Origin of the sequence: Candidatus Methanodesulfokora washburnensis (assembly GCF_003947435.1) — an archaeon.
GTDB classification, from domain to species: Archaea; Korarchaeota; Korarchaeia; order Korarchaeales; family Korarchaeaceae; genus Methanodesulfokora; species Methanodesulfokora washburnensis.
In genome coordinates, this window is sequence record NZ_RCOS01000026.1 from 1 (window position 1) to 13968 (window position 13968).

Annotated in this window: 16 protein-coding genes and 1 tRNA gene; 8 read left to right on the forward strand and 9 right to left on the reverse strand. The window is 42.5% G+C overall.

From position 1 onward, the window contains the following. Positions 1–357: 357 nt before the first annotated feature. The gene (locus D6D85_RS17170; protein ID WP_373695736.1) at positions 358–651 is read left to right on the forward strand and encodes an MFS transporter; all 294 of its coding nucleotides are present in this window, start codon (positions 358–360) and stop codon (positions 649–651) included. On the opposite strand, the gene D6D85_RS01570 is transcribed toward D6D85_RS17170, so the two are convergent. Together D6D85_RS01570 and D6D85_RS01575 are read right to left on the reverse strand one after the other, a co-directional pair. Beyond that, positions 644–1477, reverse strand: coding sequence for a methyltransferase domain-containing protein (locus tag D6D85_RS01570; RefSeq protein WP_125670328.1), 834 nt, complete (start codon positions 1475–1477; stop codon positions 644–646). The genes D6D85_RS17170 and D6D85_RS01570 overlap by 8 nt on opposite strands. 97 nt (positions 1478–1574) lie before the next feature. Next, a complete protein-coding gene (locus tag D6D85_RS01575; protein ID WP_125670329.1) occupies positions 1575–3347 on the reverse strand; it encodes an ATP-dependent DNA helicase in 1773 nt (590 codons plus the stop codon). A 106-nt stretch (positions 3348–3453) separates the two neighbouring features. Between D6D85_RS01575 and D6D85_RS01580 the strand changes: the two genes are divergently transcribed. Next, the gene (locus D6D85_RS01580; protein ID WP_272914404.1) at positions 3454–4695 is read left to right on the forward strand and encodes a translation initiation factor IF-2 subunit gamma; all 1242 of its coding nucleotides are present in this window, start codon (positions 3454–3456) and stop codon (positions 4693–4695) included. A gap of 427 nt (positions 4696–5122) precedes the next feature. Continuing rightward, positions 5123–5209, forward strand: a tRNA-Gly gene (locus D6D85_RS01585). Here the strand turns inward: D6D85_RS01585 and D6D85_RS01590 are convergent. After that, positions 5210–5512, reverse strand: a complete 303-nt coding sequence (locus D6D85_RS01590; RefSeq protein ID WP_125670331.1) for a hypothetical protein — start codon at positions 5510–5512, stop codon at positions 5210–5212. 23 nt (positions 5513–5535) lie between these two features. Beyond that, on the reverse strand, positions 5536–5811 hold the full coding sequence (locus tag D6D85_RS01595) for a hypothetical protein (protein ID WP_125670332.1): 276 nt from the start codon (positions 5809–5811) through the stop codon (positions 5536–5538). Positions 5812–5840: 29 nt separating this feature from the next. Between D6D85_RS01595 and D6D85_RS01600 the strand changes: the two genes are divergently transcribed. The 4 genes from D6D85_RS01600 to D6D85_RS01610 all read left to right on the forward strand — a co-directional run bounded on the left by D6D85_RS01600 (position 5841) and on the right by D6D85_RS01610 (position 8850). Continuing rightward, positions 5841–6188, forward strand: coding sequence for a DNA-directed RNA polymerase subunit G (locus D6D85_RS01600; protein WP_125670333.1), 348 nt, complete (start codon positions 5841–5843; stop codon positions 6186–6188). Between the two features lie 91 nt (positions 6189–6279). Further along, positions 6280–7032, forward strand: a complete 753-nt coding sequence (locus tag D6D85_RS01605) for a hypothetical protein (protein ID WP_125670334.1) — start codon at positions 6280–6282, stop codon at positions 7030–7032. After that, positions 7029–7154, forward strand: a complete 126-nt coding sequence (locus D6D85_RS16940; RefSeq protein WP_272914405.1) for a hypothetical protein — start codon at positions 7029–7031, stop codon at positions 7152–7154. Before D6D85_RS01605 ends, D6D85_RS16940 begins: the two co-directional genes overlap by 4 nt. Then, positions 7138–8850, forward strand: coding sequence for an ATP-binding protein (locus tag D6D85_RS01610; RefSeq protein ID WP_125670335.1), 1713 nt, complete (start codon positions 7138–7140; stop codon positions 8848–8850). Before D6D85_RS16940 ends, D6D85_RS01610 begins: the two co-directional genes overlap by 17 nt. 141 nt (positions 8851–8991) lie before the next feature. Here the strand turns inward: D6D85_RS01610 and D6D85_RS01615 are convergent, their stop codons facing one another. The 4 genes from D6D85_RS01615 to D6D85_RS01630 all read right to left on the reverse strand — a co-directional run bounded on the left by D6D85_RS01615 (position 8992) and on the right by D6D85_RS01630 (position 11127). Beyond that, positions 8992–9480 carry a class I SAM-dependent methyltransferase gene (locus tag D6D85_RS01615; RefSeq protein ID WP_125670336.1) on the reverse strand — a complete coding sequence of 163 codons (489 nt, stop codon included), beginning with the start codon at positions 9478–9480 and terminating at the stop codon, positions 8992–8994. A 34-nt stretch (positions 9481–9514) separates the two neighbouring features. Next, a complete protein-coding gene (locus D6D85_RS01620; protein ID WP_125670337.1) occupies positions 9515–9733 on the reverse strand; it encodes a hypothetical protein in 219 nt (72 codons plus the stop codon). Positions 9734–9847: 114 nt separating this feature from the next. Continuing rightward, positions 9848–10603, reverse strand: a complete 756-nt coding sequence (locus D6D85_RS01625) for a GTPase (RefSeq protein WP_125670338.1) — start codon at positions 10601–10603, stop codon at positions 9848–9850. 5 nt (positions 10604–10608) lie between these two features. Next, positions 10609–11127 carry a DUF3242 domain-containing protein gene (locus D6D85_RS01630; RefSeq protein WP_153183998.1) on the reverse strand — a complete coding sequence of 173 codons (519 nt, stop codon included), beginning with the start codon at positions 11125–11127 and terminating at the stop codon, positions 10609–10611. Positions 11128–11258: 131 nt separating this feature from the next. On the opposite strand from D6D85_RS01630, the gene D6D85_RS01635 reads away from it, so the two are divergent. Beyond that, complete coding sequence (locus tag D6D85_RS01635) at positions 11259–12857, forward strand: CTP synthase (RefSeq protein ID WP_125670340.1); 1599 nt, start codon at positions 11259–11261, stop codon at positions 12855–12857. On the opposite strand, the gene D6D85_RS01640 is transcribed toward D6D85_RS01635, so the two are convergent. Next, positions 12829–13968: a DegT/DnrJ/EryC1/StrS family aminotransferase gene (locus D6D85_RS01640; protein WP_237558708.1), complete on the reverse strand. Its 1140-nt coding sequence runs from the start codon at positions 13966–13968 to the stop codon at positions 12829–12831. The genes D6D85_RS01635 and D6D85_RS01640 overlap by 29 nt on opposite strands.

Here is a 13968-nt window from a genome sequence, read left to right on the forward strand (position 1 = left end):
AGGAGAGACTTTCCCTGCTCAGCTCATTCAGCCATATTATATACTTGTAGCTCATATGTAATTCTGGTCTGCATGCTATAAACCATTTTGTGTAATAAATGGCTACAGATATCACAAAATTCCCCTAAGCGTTGCAGCTGCTCTTACGGGAACTTTTATTAATTTGATATTCAAGCTTAGTTACATAAATATTAAACAGTTAGATTCCTCGAACAGAAGGGCATAAACAGATGGAACTATCATTAATCCCCTTTAACATGAGATAAGCAATTCTTATATCGAGGCCCTTGTGCAATAATTCCCTGCAGACATCTAAGAGATCTGAAATTTTAGTACCTCTGCTACTACCTCTTCACAATATCTCCTTCGATTGGGATAGTGCTCCTTCTGAGAGTCCTTTCTGCATTTGCTGCCTCTCTTGTCATCCCTTCGACCTATGCTCTGCTGTTTGAGGTGTCAGGAAAGGAAAAAGGGAAGCTGATGGGATCCTTTTGGGCAGTTGAGGTATTGGGAAGGACTATTGGTCCTGTCATCGGAGGATTATTATATTCTTTTGATATAAATTTTCCGTGGCTCTTTTTGGCATCTTTAGAGCTGTTCTTAGTTCCGCTTTTTTATATATCCACTTTTAGTAGCCCGAGAGCTAGCTAGTCTTATATGCTGATGGAGTTTCAGCAACTATGCTCCTGATATCCATTTTTCTTGGCCTATGTGCCAGTATATATCCCATATACGGCCTGCTTTGTACAAAATCTACATCTTCAAAGAACATCCACGTAAAAGCAATGGAGCTAGCTATATCCCAGAAGTACATATCCATGGGATGGGTTTCCCCTCCTGCTAAGATTATCCTCGTTGTATATCCAGTCAGGAAGTCGTGTTTATAGTGAATAGAGAAGACAGGACCTCTTTCATCATATCTCTCTAGAAGAAAGTCTTTGTATCCTCTCAGCATGTAGAATCTGTCTGTTTCCTCCGCTATGAACACACCCTCCTTTTGTAATATCGTGCTTATGCTTCCGTAGAGCTTTATCAAGTCAATTGGATTGAAATGAGGAGTAGTGAGGCCCCATAAAATGGCTATATCTGCTTCTAACTTCAGCTTGTATAGCTCTCTGGCATCTACAGCTATAACATTGGCCTCTAATCCCAGCTCAGCTTTGCTGAACTCAATGGCCTTTTTAAGTGCCTCCTCCCTCAGATCCACGAATGTTAGCTCAACGCTTTTGTTTAGCTCTATTATCTTCTTGGCAAGGGCTATTCCCCCAATTCCAGTTCCACTGCAGACATCTACTATCCTTATATTGTCTCCTTTAAGAACATCTTTCATCCAGTTGTGCGAGAGTATTGTGGAAAACTCCTTTAAGGAATCATGATATCTCTTTCTTCCGCTTTCCTCTGATATATCTTCCGGCCATCTAAACAATCTGTACATTTTCTCAAGGCTTTCTGCATCCAAGCTCAGCGCCCAAATCACTCACTCTATAGTTATTAATAATATTTTTGATCGATTTAAAAAAATATCCACACAGCTATTTTCTCTACAGCTCCTTGCTTTACAGTAATGATGACTTCTAAGTTTCCCAGATTCTTTTGAATACCCCCGGCAGATCTCCCCATTTCACATAGCTTATACGTTCCTTGATCCATGAGGGAAGGAACTCAATTACATCAGATCTTTTATATCTGTCATCAGCAAAGACCACGGTAACCTTCTTCCTGTGACCTCTAGTCGATCTAGCTGCCGCCTGAACAGCCATTCTCACTGCTGGAAGCGTAAACACAACTTTATACCCCATTCCAGGAGATTTCTCGTTAATTTTTGAAGCTCTCAATCTCATCAGATCGTTCGGCTTCCTGTAAGGAAGGCCTACAACAATAGCAGAAGACATCTCCTTTCCGATGAAGTCCTCCCCCTCACTATTTCTCCCTCCCAGAACTCCAAAGAGGACAGCACCTCCCGCATCTGCCATCTTTTTGAAGTTCTCTATCATCTCCCTGTTCTCTCTTGCAGTTTTCTCCCTGCTCTCGAGGAAAACAGGTTTGTCCATGCTTCTCACTTCCTCATAAACTCTCTCCATAAACTGGTATGATGGAAAGAATATGCCGATATTTCCCTCCACTGTGCTCGGTATCTCCGATATCACCTCAGCAATTGCTTTGTAAAGCTCTTTTTCTCTCTTCCTGTAGCTTGTGGTTATTCCCTCGGCAATAAATACGGATAATTCCTCCTCCCTTCTCGGATTTATCTCCATATAATCTAGATCAATTCCCAGCTCTGTCGATAATGCTTCTTTTCCTCCAAAAGTTCCTGAGATCATCACTATTCCGCTGAACTTGTCGCCCAATACTTTCCCATAAAGATTCCTTGGAAGTATTGGCTCCATTAGGAGATCTGCTTTTCCCTCCCTGCAGAACACTATGTTCCCCGCATTTTCTCTTGCGATCTCAAGTTTTCTGAGGAACTTAACGGCATCCATGAAGCTGTTGTCCATGAAATCTGCTTCTTCTGGTTTTTCAAACATCTTATCCAGAAACTCCCTCAGCTTGATGGTCTCATCCTTGCTCACAAATTTGAGGATCTCACCGGAAACAATCTTGGAGTTGCTCTCGCACACCTCATCCAGAAGTCTGATAATTCCATTAAAACCCGTATCGGAGGAATACCTTGACAGTATATCGTAAAGCCTATCTATCCTTGCCCTAGCTCTCAAAAAGTCCAGAATTCTGTCCGATACGTTATGGGCCTCATCTATTATGAGAAAGGGTTTTTCCAAGCGAATTTTCTCAAAAAGATAATTATAATAAAACATGTCAAATACATATATATAATTTGCTATTATAAGAGTCGAGTCCTTTGCAAGCCTTATGGAGAAGGCGTAAGGACACTGTCCTCTTTTTAGGGCCTCAGAAATCACTTTCTCTGTGAAGAGAGGTCTCACATCACCGACTTCATCAACGCTTTTCGTGTAATTGCAAATCCTCTTCTTTACTATAAAACTACAGAATATTCCCTCTCTGAAAAGGCCTGTGTTGAAGGGACATAAGCTAGCCATCCCTCTTATCGGCGCATATACCACTTCTGCTTTCTTGGAGATTTTCTCCACCTCCTCAACAACCCTGTCCGTCTGGGAATGAGTTCTTGTCAAGTAGAGTATTCTCCTTCCGCTTCTCTCCGATGCAAGAAGAGCTCCTGATAAGACTGCTGATGTCTTTCCAATGCCATTTGGCGCCTCTATGGCAAGAGTTTCTCCTCTTACAAGCGTCTCGTAAGTTCTCGCTGCTATCTCGATTTGTCCCTCTCTCGGGTCTTCATAGGGAAAATATCTGAGTATATCCCGCAGCAATCAAGGATGAAAGAAGAATCATTTATGTCTCGGTATGGATGGAGAACTTTCACCGTAGGACGCAATAGTTTTATACTGAGATGGAGAAGGAACCAAAGGGATTATGTTGAGCGAAAGAATACAGCCGGAGATGAACATCGGAACTGCAGGTCATGTTGATCATGGTAAATCCACTCTTGTTCAGGCTTTGACTGGAGTTTGGCCTGAGAAACATAGTGAGGAGCTCAAGAGAGGGATAACAATAAAGTTGGGCTATGCAAATGCCGAATTGAGGAAATGTCCAAACTGTGATGAGCCAAAATGCTATACTACGAGCAGAAAATGTCCAGTAGATGGAAACGATACAGTTCTCATAAGAAAAGTATCGATTGTGGATTGCCCAGGGCATGACACTCTGATGGCGACAATGCTCTCTGGTGCCACCTTAATGGACGCTGCTCTTCTGGTTATAGCTTCAAATGAGCCTGTTCCTCAGCCTCAGACAAGAGAGCATCTAGCAGCATTGAAGATAATGGAGGTAAAAAACATTATAGTAGTTCAAACAAAGATAGAGCTTGTGAGCAGGGAAGAGGCTGTAAAGAACTATGAAAGCATAGTAACGTTTCTGGAGGAAAATCTGGGATATGTTCCGCCGATAATCCCGGTTTCAGCTCTTCATGGGGTGAATATAAACTATCTTGTCAGGGAGATGGTGAAAAGGTTTATTCCTCCTGAGAGGGATTTAAGCAAGCCCCCTAGAATGCTGGTAGCAAGGTCCTTTGATGTGAACAGGCCAGGAACAAAGCCAAGTGATCTGAAGGGAGGAGTGATAGGAGGAGCTATATCTCAGGGGAAGTTCAGGGTTGGAGATGAAATAGAGATAAGGCCAGGCGTTCATGTAGGAGGTAAGTACATGCCTTTAACAACAGTGATAGTCAGTTTAAAGAGCGAGGACATAGATCTTGAGGAGGCAAAGCCAGGAGGACTCATAGGAGTTGGAACAAAACTCGATCCATCCCTCACCAAGGCAGACAACATGAAGGGGAATGTTGTAGGACTTATAAATGAGCTTCCACCTGTCTTCTCAAGTATAGATGTAGAGGCTAGTTTCTTCGAGAAGATAGTTGGATTCAAGGAGGAAATAAAAGTAGAGCAGCCGAAAGTGGGAGATCTACTGCAGATAAGCATAGGAACTGCGACAGTGCCTGCTATACTGGAGGAAAGAAGAGGAGATTTGATGTCATTAACACTCAGAATACCAGTTTGCACAGAGCTTGAACAGAGATTAGCAATATCGATGAGAGTGAGTGGAAGGTGGCGGCTGGTGGGTCATGGGCTAATTAAAGGAGGAAAAGAATACAAACAGTGAATCTTCCTGCTTTTTCAGAAATAACTGCTTAATCTATGATTTCTCATGTTTACCAAAAAAGTGCCCAGAAAGCCCAGAGCTAAAGCTCTGGGATGAGTGGGCAGAACTTAAATATCGGCTCATGATAGTTGTGTTAAGCGAGTCGCTCATGCGGGCTATGGGCTACATGCCCATAGCAGGGGCTGATAGGGCATTATGCCCTGGTCTTGACACAGCCCTGAACTCGGTAGGATGAGGCCTCAGGCTGACAAACCGGGAATCTCCCGGCTTTAGCCGTGGAGAATGTCAAATTAGAAGCTAGGAAGAAATTTGATTTTTCCAGAACTCGTTTTTGCCTATGATTGCAGCCGGGATTACAGTATGTTTTATCTTTTCATTTGTTGAAGCTAAAGTTTATATAAGCAAGCTTCACATAAACTGGGTTTGTGCGGCCGTAGTCTAGCCTGGAGAGGATGGAGGCCCTCCATGGTGCCGAGGAAAGCCTCAGACCCGGGTTCAAATCCCGGCGGCCGCATCAGCTTATTCTTCTTAGGATGACCCTGAAGTGGAAATCTGTGAATCTGTATTTCATGAGCACTTTTTCAAGCGAATCCGAAAATGCACATGGATGCCTGCATACAGGAACTCTCTTTGCCCTGAAGGCTATGCTCATCCACTCGTCTACATCGGGTATTTTTCCATCCGTTAGACTTCTTATGAAAGCTATAACTAAATCTGACAGCAGATTCTTAGATTTTTCATCATTAAAGCCTCTTTTCTCGGAGATCTTCCTTACAACTTCTGAAAGCTCTTTCTCAAGCTCATCCAATTCTTCCATAAGGTTCTTCAGCAGGTATAACTTTATATATTTTGCACAGTATCTGAATCCAGCTGAGATTTCAGATAATCCCTAAATGCAATAGATGCCCTAAGAGATAGCTCTTTTAACTCTTCAATGCTGAGATTTTCCCTGCGATTTATTCTTTCCCCTCCAACTAATGCTATTATCTCATTAGTCAGTTCGATTATCCTTTCCGCATTGCTTCCCCTAGCTTCAGATTGCTTCAGAGCCTCCCTTATCTCAGCCTTCTGCTTCCTCAGCTTAATTGCTATAACTCTTAGCTTATCCTCATTCATATGTAATCACCTTTTTTAATGCGGCCAACATGTCTGTCCTGATACCCATGGAGCTTGAGGTTCTAGTGGATAAGGTGGGGAAAGATCCCCTGTTCAATCTAGATCTTGTTGAGCTTAAGTCGGGCAACATCACCATAACCCTCGACTTTCCAAGGGAAATAGGAGCTATAAGGCAAAAAGAAAAGGGAAAACTACTGATAAGTAAGGAGGCTCCAAAGGAGAAGAAAGGGTATATATTCAGTGGGATAGTGTATAAATCGTCCAAAAATGAGCTTCAAATATCGTTTTATGGGCTGTGGATGAAGATAAATGGTGAGGGCTTGGAGGAATTCGCCCAAGGGGATAAGGTGTATGTGCAGTTGATTTTGTCGGAATAGTTTTCCCAATCTCCCTCTATTACCTAGATTAAATTTCCAATTATACTTTTATAAGGAAAAATTTTTAGAGAAAGAAGAGCTGAAGTATCGTATGAAATGTGAGTTCTGTGGATCTGAGCTTCTCAGAGGGGAGGATGGCCTTGTCTGTAGCTCATGTGGTGCTGTATTCCAAGATTTCTTTGAAGATAGTAGGTTTACAGGAGGACCCATAGCGAAAAAAGGATCGGAAATAATAGACTATCTGGCCTCCTATTTCAATACACCAAGGGATATTGCAGAGGAAGCTAAACAAGTGGCGACTTTTACCAGAAGGAAGCTCGGAATGGATAAATCACCAACATCGCTTGAGATAGCGGCATTTATATACACATGCAGGAGGAAGGGAAGGCTAATACCTCTCAATGAGATAGATAAGTTGGCGAGAAGAGAGAGGATAAGGGTTAGCATATCAACTGTAGCTCTATATATAGCTAAAATAAGCAGTATTTTTGGAAGGAGCAGGGAAGATCTATTAATTCCTTACTTAAATTATGTTAAAATAAAAATAATGGAAGATGATAGAATAATGGGAAAGATGGGCAAAAGAGGAAGATACTTGGTTGAAGTAGCGGAGCAGCTTGCATACAGGAACCTAGTTGACTCGTTTGAAATTAACAGAGGAAGGATTGCAGGGAAAAATCCACTTTTACTTGCAGCCACAGCCTATTATAATGCATTCAAGCTCCTTGGGGCTAATATAACCCAGAAAGAGGTGGCATCATGTGTGGGAATTGGGAAGAGTGCGATAGCAAAGGGGAGAAGATTAGTGATAGGTCCAGTGGTTATGAGAAGGGAGGAGATTTGACGGAGATCAGAATAGAGCTGGAGATGCTTAAGAACTCAATAAGGATAATAATGATGGAGATAGAGGAGATAAAAGAGGAGATGAGGAAAATCAAGGTGTACTGTCATGAAGAGAAGGGATAAAGAAGCGAACTTTCTTATAATAATTCTGATAATCATATTCTTAATAATAAAAATTTATAGAAATGTTTATGTAATGAGCATGTTTTACAACATTCTTCTTCCAGCACTGCTCGGCATTGTTATCATGTTAATTGTTGTGATAACTTTGCGTAAAGCGAAAAGAGGAGGGATTCTCGGACTGATAGAGCTGAGGGAGAATATATTCCTGCTGAATTTATCCGGAAGGAGCTATATAGCAGCATCCTTTCTCATCACCCCGTTGGGAAATGCACCAGCAGAACCAGCTGCATTTGATGTTGAGAAGATAGCATCAGTCCTGTCGGATTTGGATGTAAACATTGCTTTAACCGTTTCTGGTGCAAAGGGAAGGATGTCTATTGGAGATGAGATGAGGTACTCCATGGTTGGTGTGTTGTGGAAAAGAGTCTCTTCTGTATCCTCGGATTCAGAGCTTTTGGATAACTCAATAAGGGTGATAACTAGAATTATGGAGAGCGATGGGTTTGAGGTGAAAAGGACAAAGCTGGACAAGGAGTATATAGCTGGGATTATCTCCCTGCATCAAAGGGCCAGGACATTCGAGGAGAAGCTCTCTCTAAAGGTGCCAAGTTTCAGCTCTGAGGAGGAGAGCTCTCTTTCAGTGGAACCTGGAATAGAGGTAAAGGATCTGCTAAGGCATATGCTCGTGGTGGGATCGACAGGATCGGGAAAGACGACCACAGTGAAGAGAATCCTATCCGATTTATGGACTAAGTATGGAGTAAAATTTGTGGTCCTTGATTACCACAATGAGTATGCCAACTTAGTGGCAAGCCTTGGAGGCAGAGTTCTTGAGCCAGAGGACTTCTCAATAAACGTTCTCAAAGGTATAGGAAGGATGGAGAAGGAGGAGCTCTACAACTTAGTTGAATCCTTCAGGGTGATATTTGATCTCACTCCTCCTCAAGAGTTCATGCTCCTAGAGGCTCTTGGAAGGATTAAGATAAAAGCTAGTGCGATGAAAAGCGAGCCAACGTTGGAGGAGCTTCTAGATGAGGTCAGTCAGATAGAGGTCAGATCTCAACCCGAATATGACACAAAAGCAGCTCTTTTAAGGAAGTTGTACCTTATATCAGAGTCGTCTTCAGTCCTGTCAAACGAAAGGCTTAGCTTATCCGACATGGATTCGCCTGTTGCAATAGAGCTTGGGATGCTGAAGACAGATCTCGGAAGAAATCTATATGCACACTTTTTCTTAAAGAGAATATACGATGAGTTCAGGTTGTTGAAGCAATATAGCATGCCTGAACTTGTAATAGTGCTGGAGGAAGCGGAGAGGACCATACCAAACTTGGGCCAAGAGAGGATGACAATAGCGGAGAGAGTAATAGCTGAAATGAGGAAGTTTGGAATATCGGTTGTTGTTGTGGCACAATCGCCGAGAAATATATCTCAATATATAATACAAAATACAGGAACTAAGATAGTGCATCAACTTGGCGGGAGCGATGACATAAACCCGATAAGGAGCTTCTTGGGGACTGATCAGAAGGCTATTCAAGAGGTATCAAACAGAATAGGCAGGCTAAGGAGGGGGGAGTTCATAGCTATAACAGAGAAGAGATCATTTCAAGGGAGGACCTATCCAACAGAATTCGAGCTAGATCTAAGCTTGGATGAGGTCAAGCAAAGGGCCATAATATCAGCTCTTAAGTGAGTTTTTGCTCTATCAGCTAAAAGTCGATATTGCAAGCATTCAAAAATGATTTCCAAGCTAACCTGTTCTTTTCCATTGAGTTTATAACAGTGAAAAAAGTTATGGAGATTGTAGCTGTCCATAAAAGCTTTATTCCAATGCTTATTTCGATGAAGCCAGAACTACAAGTATATCTGACCATCTAAACTCCTTTGTCTCCTCAAGGAACATCTCAAGCTGTTTGATAAACTCCTTTGGCACATTTATCCGCCTCCATTCATTAATCCATGAGCTTATCACTGTTTTAAGTACTTCATGCGGCACTGTTGTCTCCCAGCTAATAATCCTCTTCTCAACGATGTGAAAGTTCAGCCGGTCAAGTAGCTGCAACCAGTACTCCGGCTCCCTGTACTCCTCAAATTTGCCAACTGACCTCATGGCATCCCGCCATATAATGCACATCTTTCGGTACAGCTCGTTACCATTGGGTATTGGCTCGACTATGAGGGTGTACTTTGAAACTTTTTTGATGCCAGCGAGAGCATCCATGTGGAGCTTGGGATTAATTTCATGAAGAACAAAGTAAAGCAATACTAAATCAATAGACTCAAGTCTTAGTGGGAGATGCAATGCATCGCAGCACACAAGCATTAGTTCATTTACCGCATTGCTGGAGCTGATTTCTTCAGGAGACCCTACCTACCAACTTTCCACAATCTAAATCCACAGCAATAATGAGTCCCGATGTATTCGATAGCAAATCTTTTGTAGACTCTCCCACGCCTACATCAACGATTACCTTTGGTTCAACCTTAGACAGCACCGATAAGATCTCGCTTCTTATTCTCTTGGCATCATCAAAGTAGCTTTTTGAAGCAGAAGTCTCCCGCAAGTATATCACCACACTGAATGCTGCTTTGATCTTTCGTATAAGATTTCTAATTTAGATCTTCTTTTTCTTATAAAGCTGTCGTAATCTCCTAGCAAATCTAGCAATTTTATTATTCATTTATAGAAATCATGGTGTCTTCTCCGGTATCATAAAGAATGAGATTTTTCCCCTATAAAAATCTTCTAGCAAAACTTTGGCTGCCTCCGATAAGTTAAGCTCACCAGTTGACTTGAAAATAAACCCTCTTTTCCTCGCTATGGCACTTAAGACCTCCTCCGGGCTCTCCTCAGCAACACCATAAGCTCTCTTCAACAAACCTGGACTGATTTTAGATGCAGTTAAGATGAGGGAGGAAGCCATATCCACTAAATCTGCTTTTGCCCCTCTAACAACAGCCTCAAATCCGCTTCCCTCCGGGGGTATTATTCCAGGAGAGTCTATTATGTAAAGACCTTTTTCTATCCTGTATTTGGTGAAACCCTTTGTGTAGCCAGGGCTTCTCGGCACTGGGCTTGTGGACGCGGAATGTCTTCCCTTCAGCACGTTTATTATAGAACTTTTCCCAACTTTTGGAAAACCCGCTATGAGCACAACAGCAGGAGAGTACCTCTTCAAGAATCTCCTCAGTCTCATCGTTCCGAGCCTTTTTCTAGCGCTTACAGGGACGACAGGAAACTCCTTGGATATCCTCCAGATCCACCTCTCTGCCACATCTCTGGGGACTAGATCCACTTTATTCATGGCTATAACTAGATTTTTACCCCTCTCTTTTGTCATCTTCTCGAGCTTTCTGCTTCTAGTGATATCAGGAAATCTAGAATCTATTACCTCTAGAACAACATCAGCCTCCTCCATGGCCCGCTCTATATCCCTCCAGCTCATTTCCTCTACCCTTTAAACTGGGACATCATGCTCTTGAACTCAAGTATGGCCTCATCATACCCAGATTGAGTTGCGACCTCGACTATCCACTTTCCCCTGTACCACATCTGCAGTATGATATTTCCTGTTCTGAGCTCCATATATCCTGAATCCTTGAATGTTTTATATGTAGGATTGTAATTTCTGTACTGGTCCACTATCTTGTTTGCCACGCTACTCGCAGATGAGTTCAGGAATGCTATTATCGCTATCACTGGGGTTACATTCCTGTAGCTCATGTATATGCCGACAGCATATCCTCCCTTAGGCAGCGATACATTTCCAGGCATGTACTTGAGGGGCATTACCTCTACAACATTCATATTCTTAGTTCCATTTATAGAAAGAAGCTCCAGAAAAGTTGTTTTGTCAGAAGGAGTTGGCCACTCGCTGCTGCTCATTTCCTCCCCAGGTAGCAAGAAGATTATGCTTCCCGCAACAAGAAGAATGACAAATACAGCTGCAAAAATAGCCCTGAAATTCAACGTTGCACCCACTTGAGTTTCAGGGCCAAGTGATAAACCTTTCGCTTTAATGAATAGCTTAATTTTAGTGCAAAGTTTTGTATAATTTGGTCGCAGGGAATCGCTTTTATTTAACTTCGCTTACTCATCCTGTGCTGGGCATAATATTTGTCACAGGAGGAGTGGTAAGCGGCCTTGGAAAAGGGATAGTTGCTGCATCAATAGGCAAGATACTGCAGGCAAGAGGATACGACATATCAATGGTGAAATTAGATCCCTACCTGAACCCAGATCCAGGCACTATGAATCCAGTTGAGCATGGCGAGATCTTTGTAACCGAAGATGTATGGATATTCAGCCCCTCAGAATCAGTTAGCTTTCAGATAGCTGAGATAGATGAGGATTTTGGCCATTACGAGCGGTTTCTTGGGAAATACATGCATCCATCGAACAATATAACAAGCGGACAGGTCATGCTTCAAGTTATACTGGGCGAGAGAAGAGGAGTCTATTTGGGTCAAACGGTGAGATTGATACCCCATGTGGTGGATGAGATAAAGAGGAGGATAATAGAAGTAGCAAAAAGAGAGAATCCAGATTTTTTGATCGTTGAGCTAGGAGGCACAATAGGGGATTATGAGGCTGAATCCTTTGTCGAGGCATTAAGGCAGATAAGAGCTGAGAGAAAAAGCCTTCATGTGCATGTTACGTATGTTCCCTATCTAAGATCAACTGGAGAGCTTAAGACAAAACCAGCTCAGACATTCATAAGGCTTGCAAATGCTGCAGGTCTGCCTCCAGATGCGATAGTTGTGAGAAGCGACAGAGATCTTGGGATAGATGTCCTGAGGAAAATATCCCTGTATTCAGGAGTTCCCCTAGACTCCATATTCCCTGATCCGGATAGGGAAAATGTATATGAGGTACCGTTGATTTTGGAGGAAAAAGGATTGGGCAGAAGAATAGAGAAATTCTTTGGACTTGAGGAAAGAAAAGCAGAGCTGGACAGCTGGAGAGAGGCCATAAGAGAGGGGGAAAAAGAGCTAACAGTAGGGATAGTGAGCAAATATTGGAGGATGCATGATGTGCATATAAGCATAAATGAGGCGGTAAAACATGCAGCATCTGCTATAAACTGCAGAGCAAAGATAAAGATGGTGGATGCATCTTCTCCAGATTTAGATGGCCTAGATGGAGTGATTTTAGCCCCAGGTTTTGGTGTGAAAGGAACTGAGGGAATGATAGATGCCGCTAAAAGGGCTATGGAGGAGAAAATTCCAACTCTAGGCATATGTTTTGGGGCACAGCTATCGACAGTGGCTTTCGCAAGGCACATAATGGGATGGGATGGTGCAAACAGCACAGAACTAGATCCAGATACACCATATCCTGTTGTCGACATGCTTCCTGAACAAGTTGGAGTGAAGGAGAAGGGAGGAACAATGAGATTGGGTGCTCATGAAGTGCTCATAATCCCCGGCACAAGGCTTATGGATGCGTATGGGGAGAGCATTGTGAAGGAGAGGTTCAGGCATAGATATCACATCTCAAGAAAATATGCAGAGCTCATGGAGGAGAGAGGATATAAAATAAGCGCCGTCGACAGGACGGGGAGGATAATAAATGCATTTGAGATAAGCTGGCATCCCTTCTTTGTAGGGGTTCAGTTTCATCCGGAGTACAAATCAAGGCCAGGCAAACCCAGTCCTGTTTATCTTGCTTTTATGAAATCTGTTTTAGAACACTCTTAACGGAATCCACCACATAGTTTACATCTTCATCGCTCATGCTTGGATGGATTGGTATGTAGAACACCTCTTTTGTCAATTTTTCTGCAACTGGAGTTCTCTCAAACTCTACTTTGTCAAACAAAACTGCAAGATAATTTCTTTCAGGGTCATTAAGCATTTTCATAGCTTCTTGTTCCTGAACTGGCATCGGATAAGGCTTCCTAGCCATCACACCTACAGCATTCAGTCTATCAACTATCTCATCCCTCTTTCTAGCATCTGTCATTAATGGATAAAGGTGCCAAGCATGTTTAGCCCAGGGAGCTACATACGGTATCCTGATTCCCCTTATATTTAGTTCCTCAGAGTATATCCTCGCGATAGTCTCCCTTCTTTTATTCATAGAATCCAGCTTTCTGAGCTGGACTAGTCCTATCGCAGCATTTATCTCCGTCATCCTGTAGTTAAATCCTATTCCCCAGTGAATATACTTGCTTTTCTGTCCTTGATCCCTCAAAATCCTTGCTTTCTCTGCTATTTCCTCGTCATTTGTGGTTATCATTCCTCCCTCTCCTGTGGTCATGTTTTTTGTCGGATAGAAGCTGAAAATAGCGGCATCTCCCATTGATCCGACTTTTCTTCCCCTATACTCAGCTCCATGGGCTTGAGCTGCATCCTCCAGCACAAGAGCTCCTTCTTTTCTTGCCTTTTCCATTATGGGATCCATGTCAGCAGGATGTCCATGCAAATGCACAGGTATCACTATTTTACATTTATTTAAATTCATTTTCTCAGGATCTATATTCATTGTCCTCTCATCTACATCAGAAAACCTTGGAACAGCACCACAAAGCACTATTGTTGAAGCGGATGAGAAGAAGGTAAAAGCAGATGTCAGGGCTTGATCTCGTGGCCTCAAGCCCATTGCAATAAGAGCTATGTGAAGAGCTGCAGTTCCATTTGATACGGCTACTGCATGCTTTGTCCCGATGTAATCAGCGAATTTTTGCTCGAACTCTCTTACTTTTTCTCCTTGGGCCAGCATACCGCTTTCCAGTACTTTCTCTATCTCATTAAGCTCCTCCTTTCCCAAGAACGGTTTTGATATGGGTATAACTTTCTTAACTGTCAC

What these genes read in the sequence shown, in the direction of transcription:
- D6D85_RS01590 (WP_125670331.1), bottom strand. Translation starts at nt 5,512, where the DNA reads ATGGAAGAATTGGATGAGCTTGAGAAAGAGCTTTCAGAAGTTGTAAGG.
- D6D85_RS01595 (WP_125670332.1), bottom strand. Translation starts at nt 5,811, where the DNA reads ATGAATGAGGATAAGCTAAGAGTTATAGCAATTAAGCTGAGGAAGCAG.
- D6D85_RS01600 (WP_125670333.1), top strand. Translation starts at nt 5,841, where the DNA reads ATGTCTGTCCTGATACCCATGGAGCTTGAGGTTCTAGTGGATAAGGTG.
- D6D85_RS01605 (WP_125670334.1), top strand. Translation starts at nt 6,280, where the DNA reads ATGAAATGTGAGTTCTGTGGATCTGAGCTTCTCAGAGGGGAGGATGGC.
- D6D85_RS01610 (WP_125670335.1), top strand. Translation starts at nt 7,138, where the DNA reads ATGAAGAGAAGGGATAAAGAAGCGAACTTTCTTATAATAATTCTGATA.
- D6D85_RS01615 (WP_125670336.1), bottom strand. Translation starts at nt 9,480, where the DNA reads ATGCTTGTGTGCTGCGATGCATTGCATCTCCCACTAAGACTTGAGTCT.
- D6D85_RS01625 (WP_125670338.1), bottom strand. Translation starts at nt 10,603, where the DNA reads ATGAGCTGGAGGGATATAGAGCGGGCCATGGAGGAGGCTGATGTTGTT.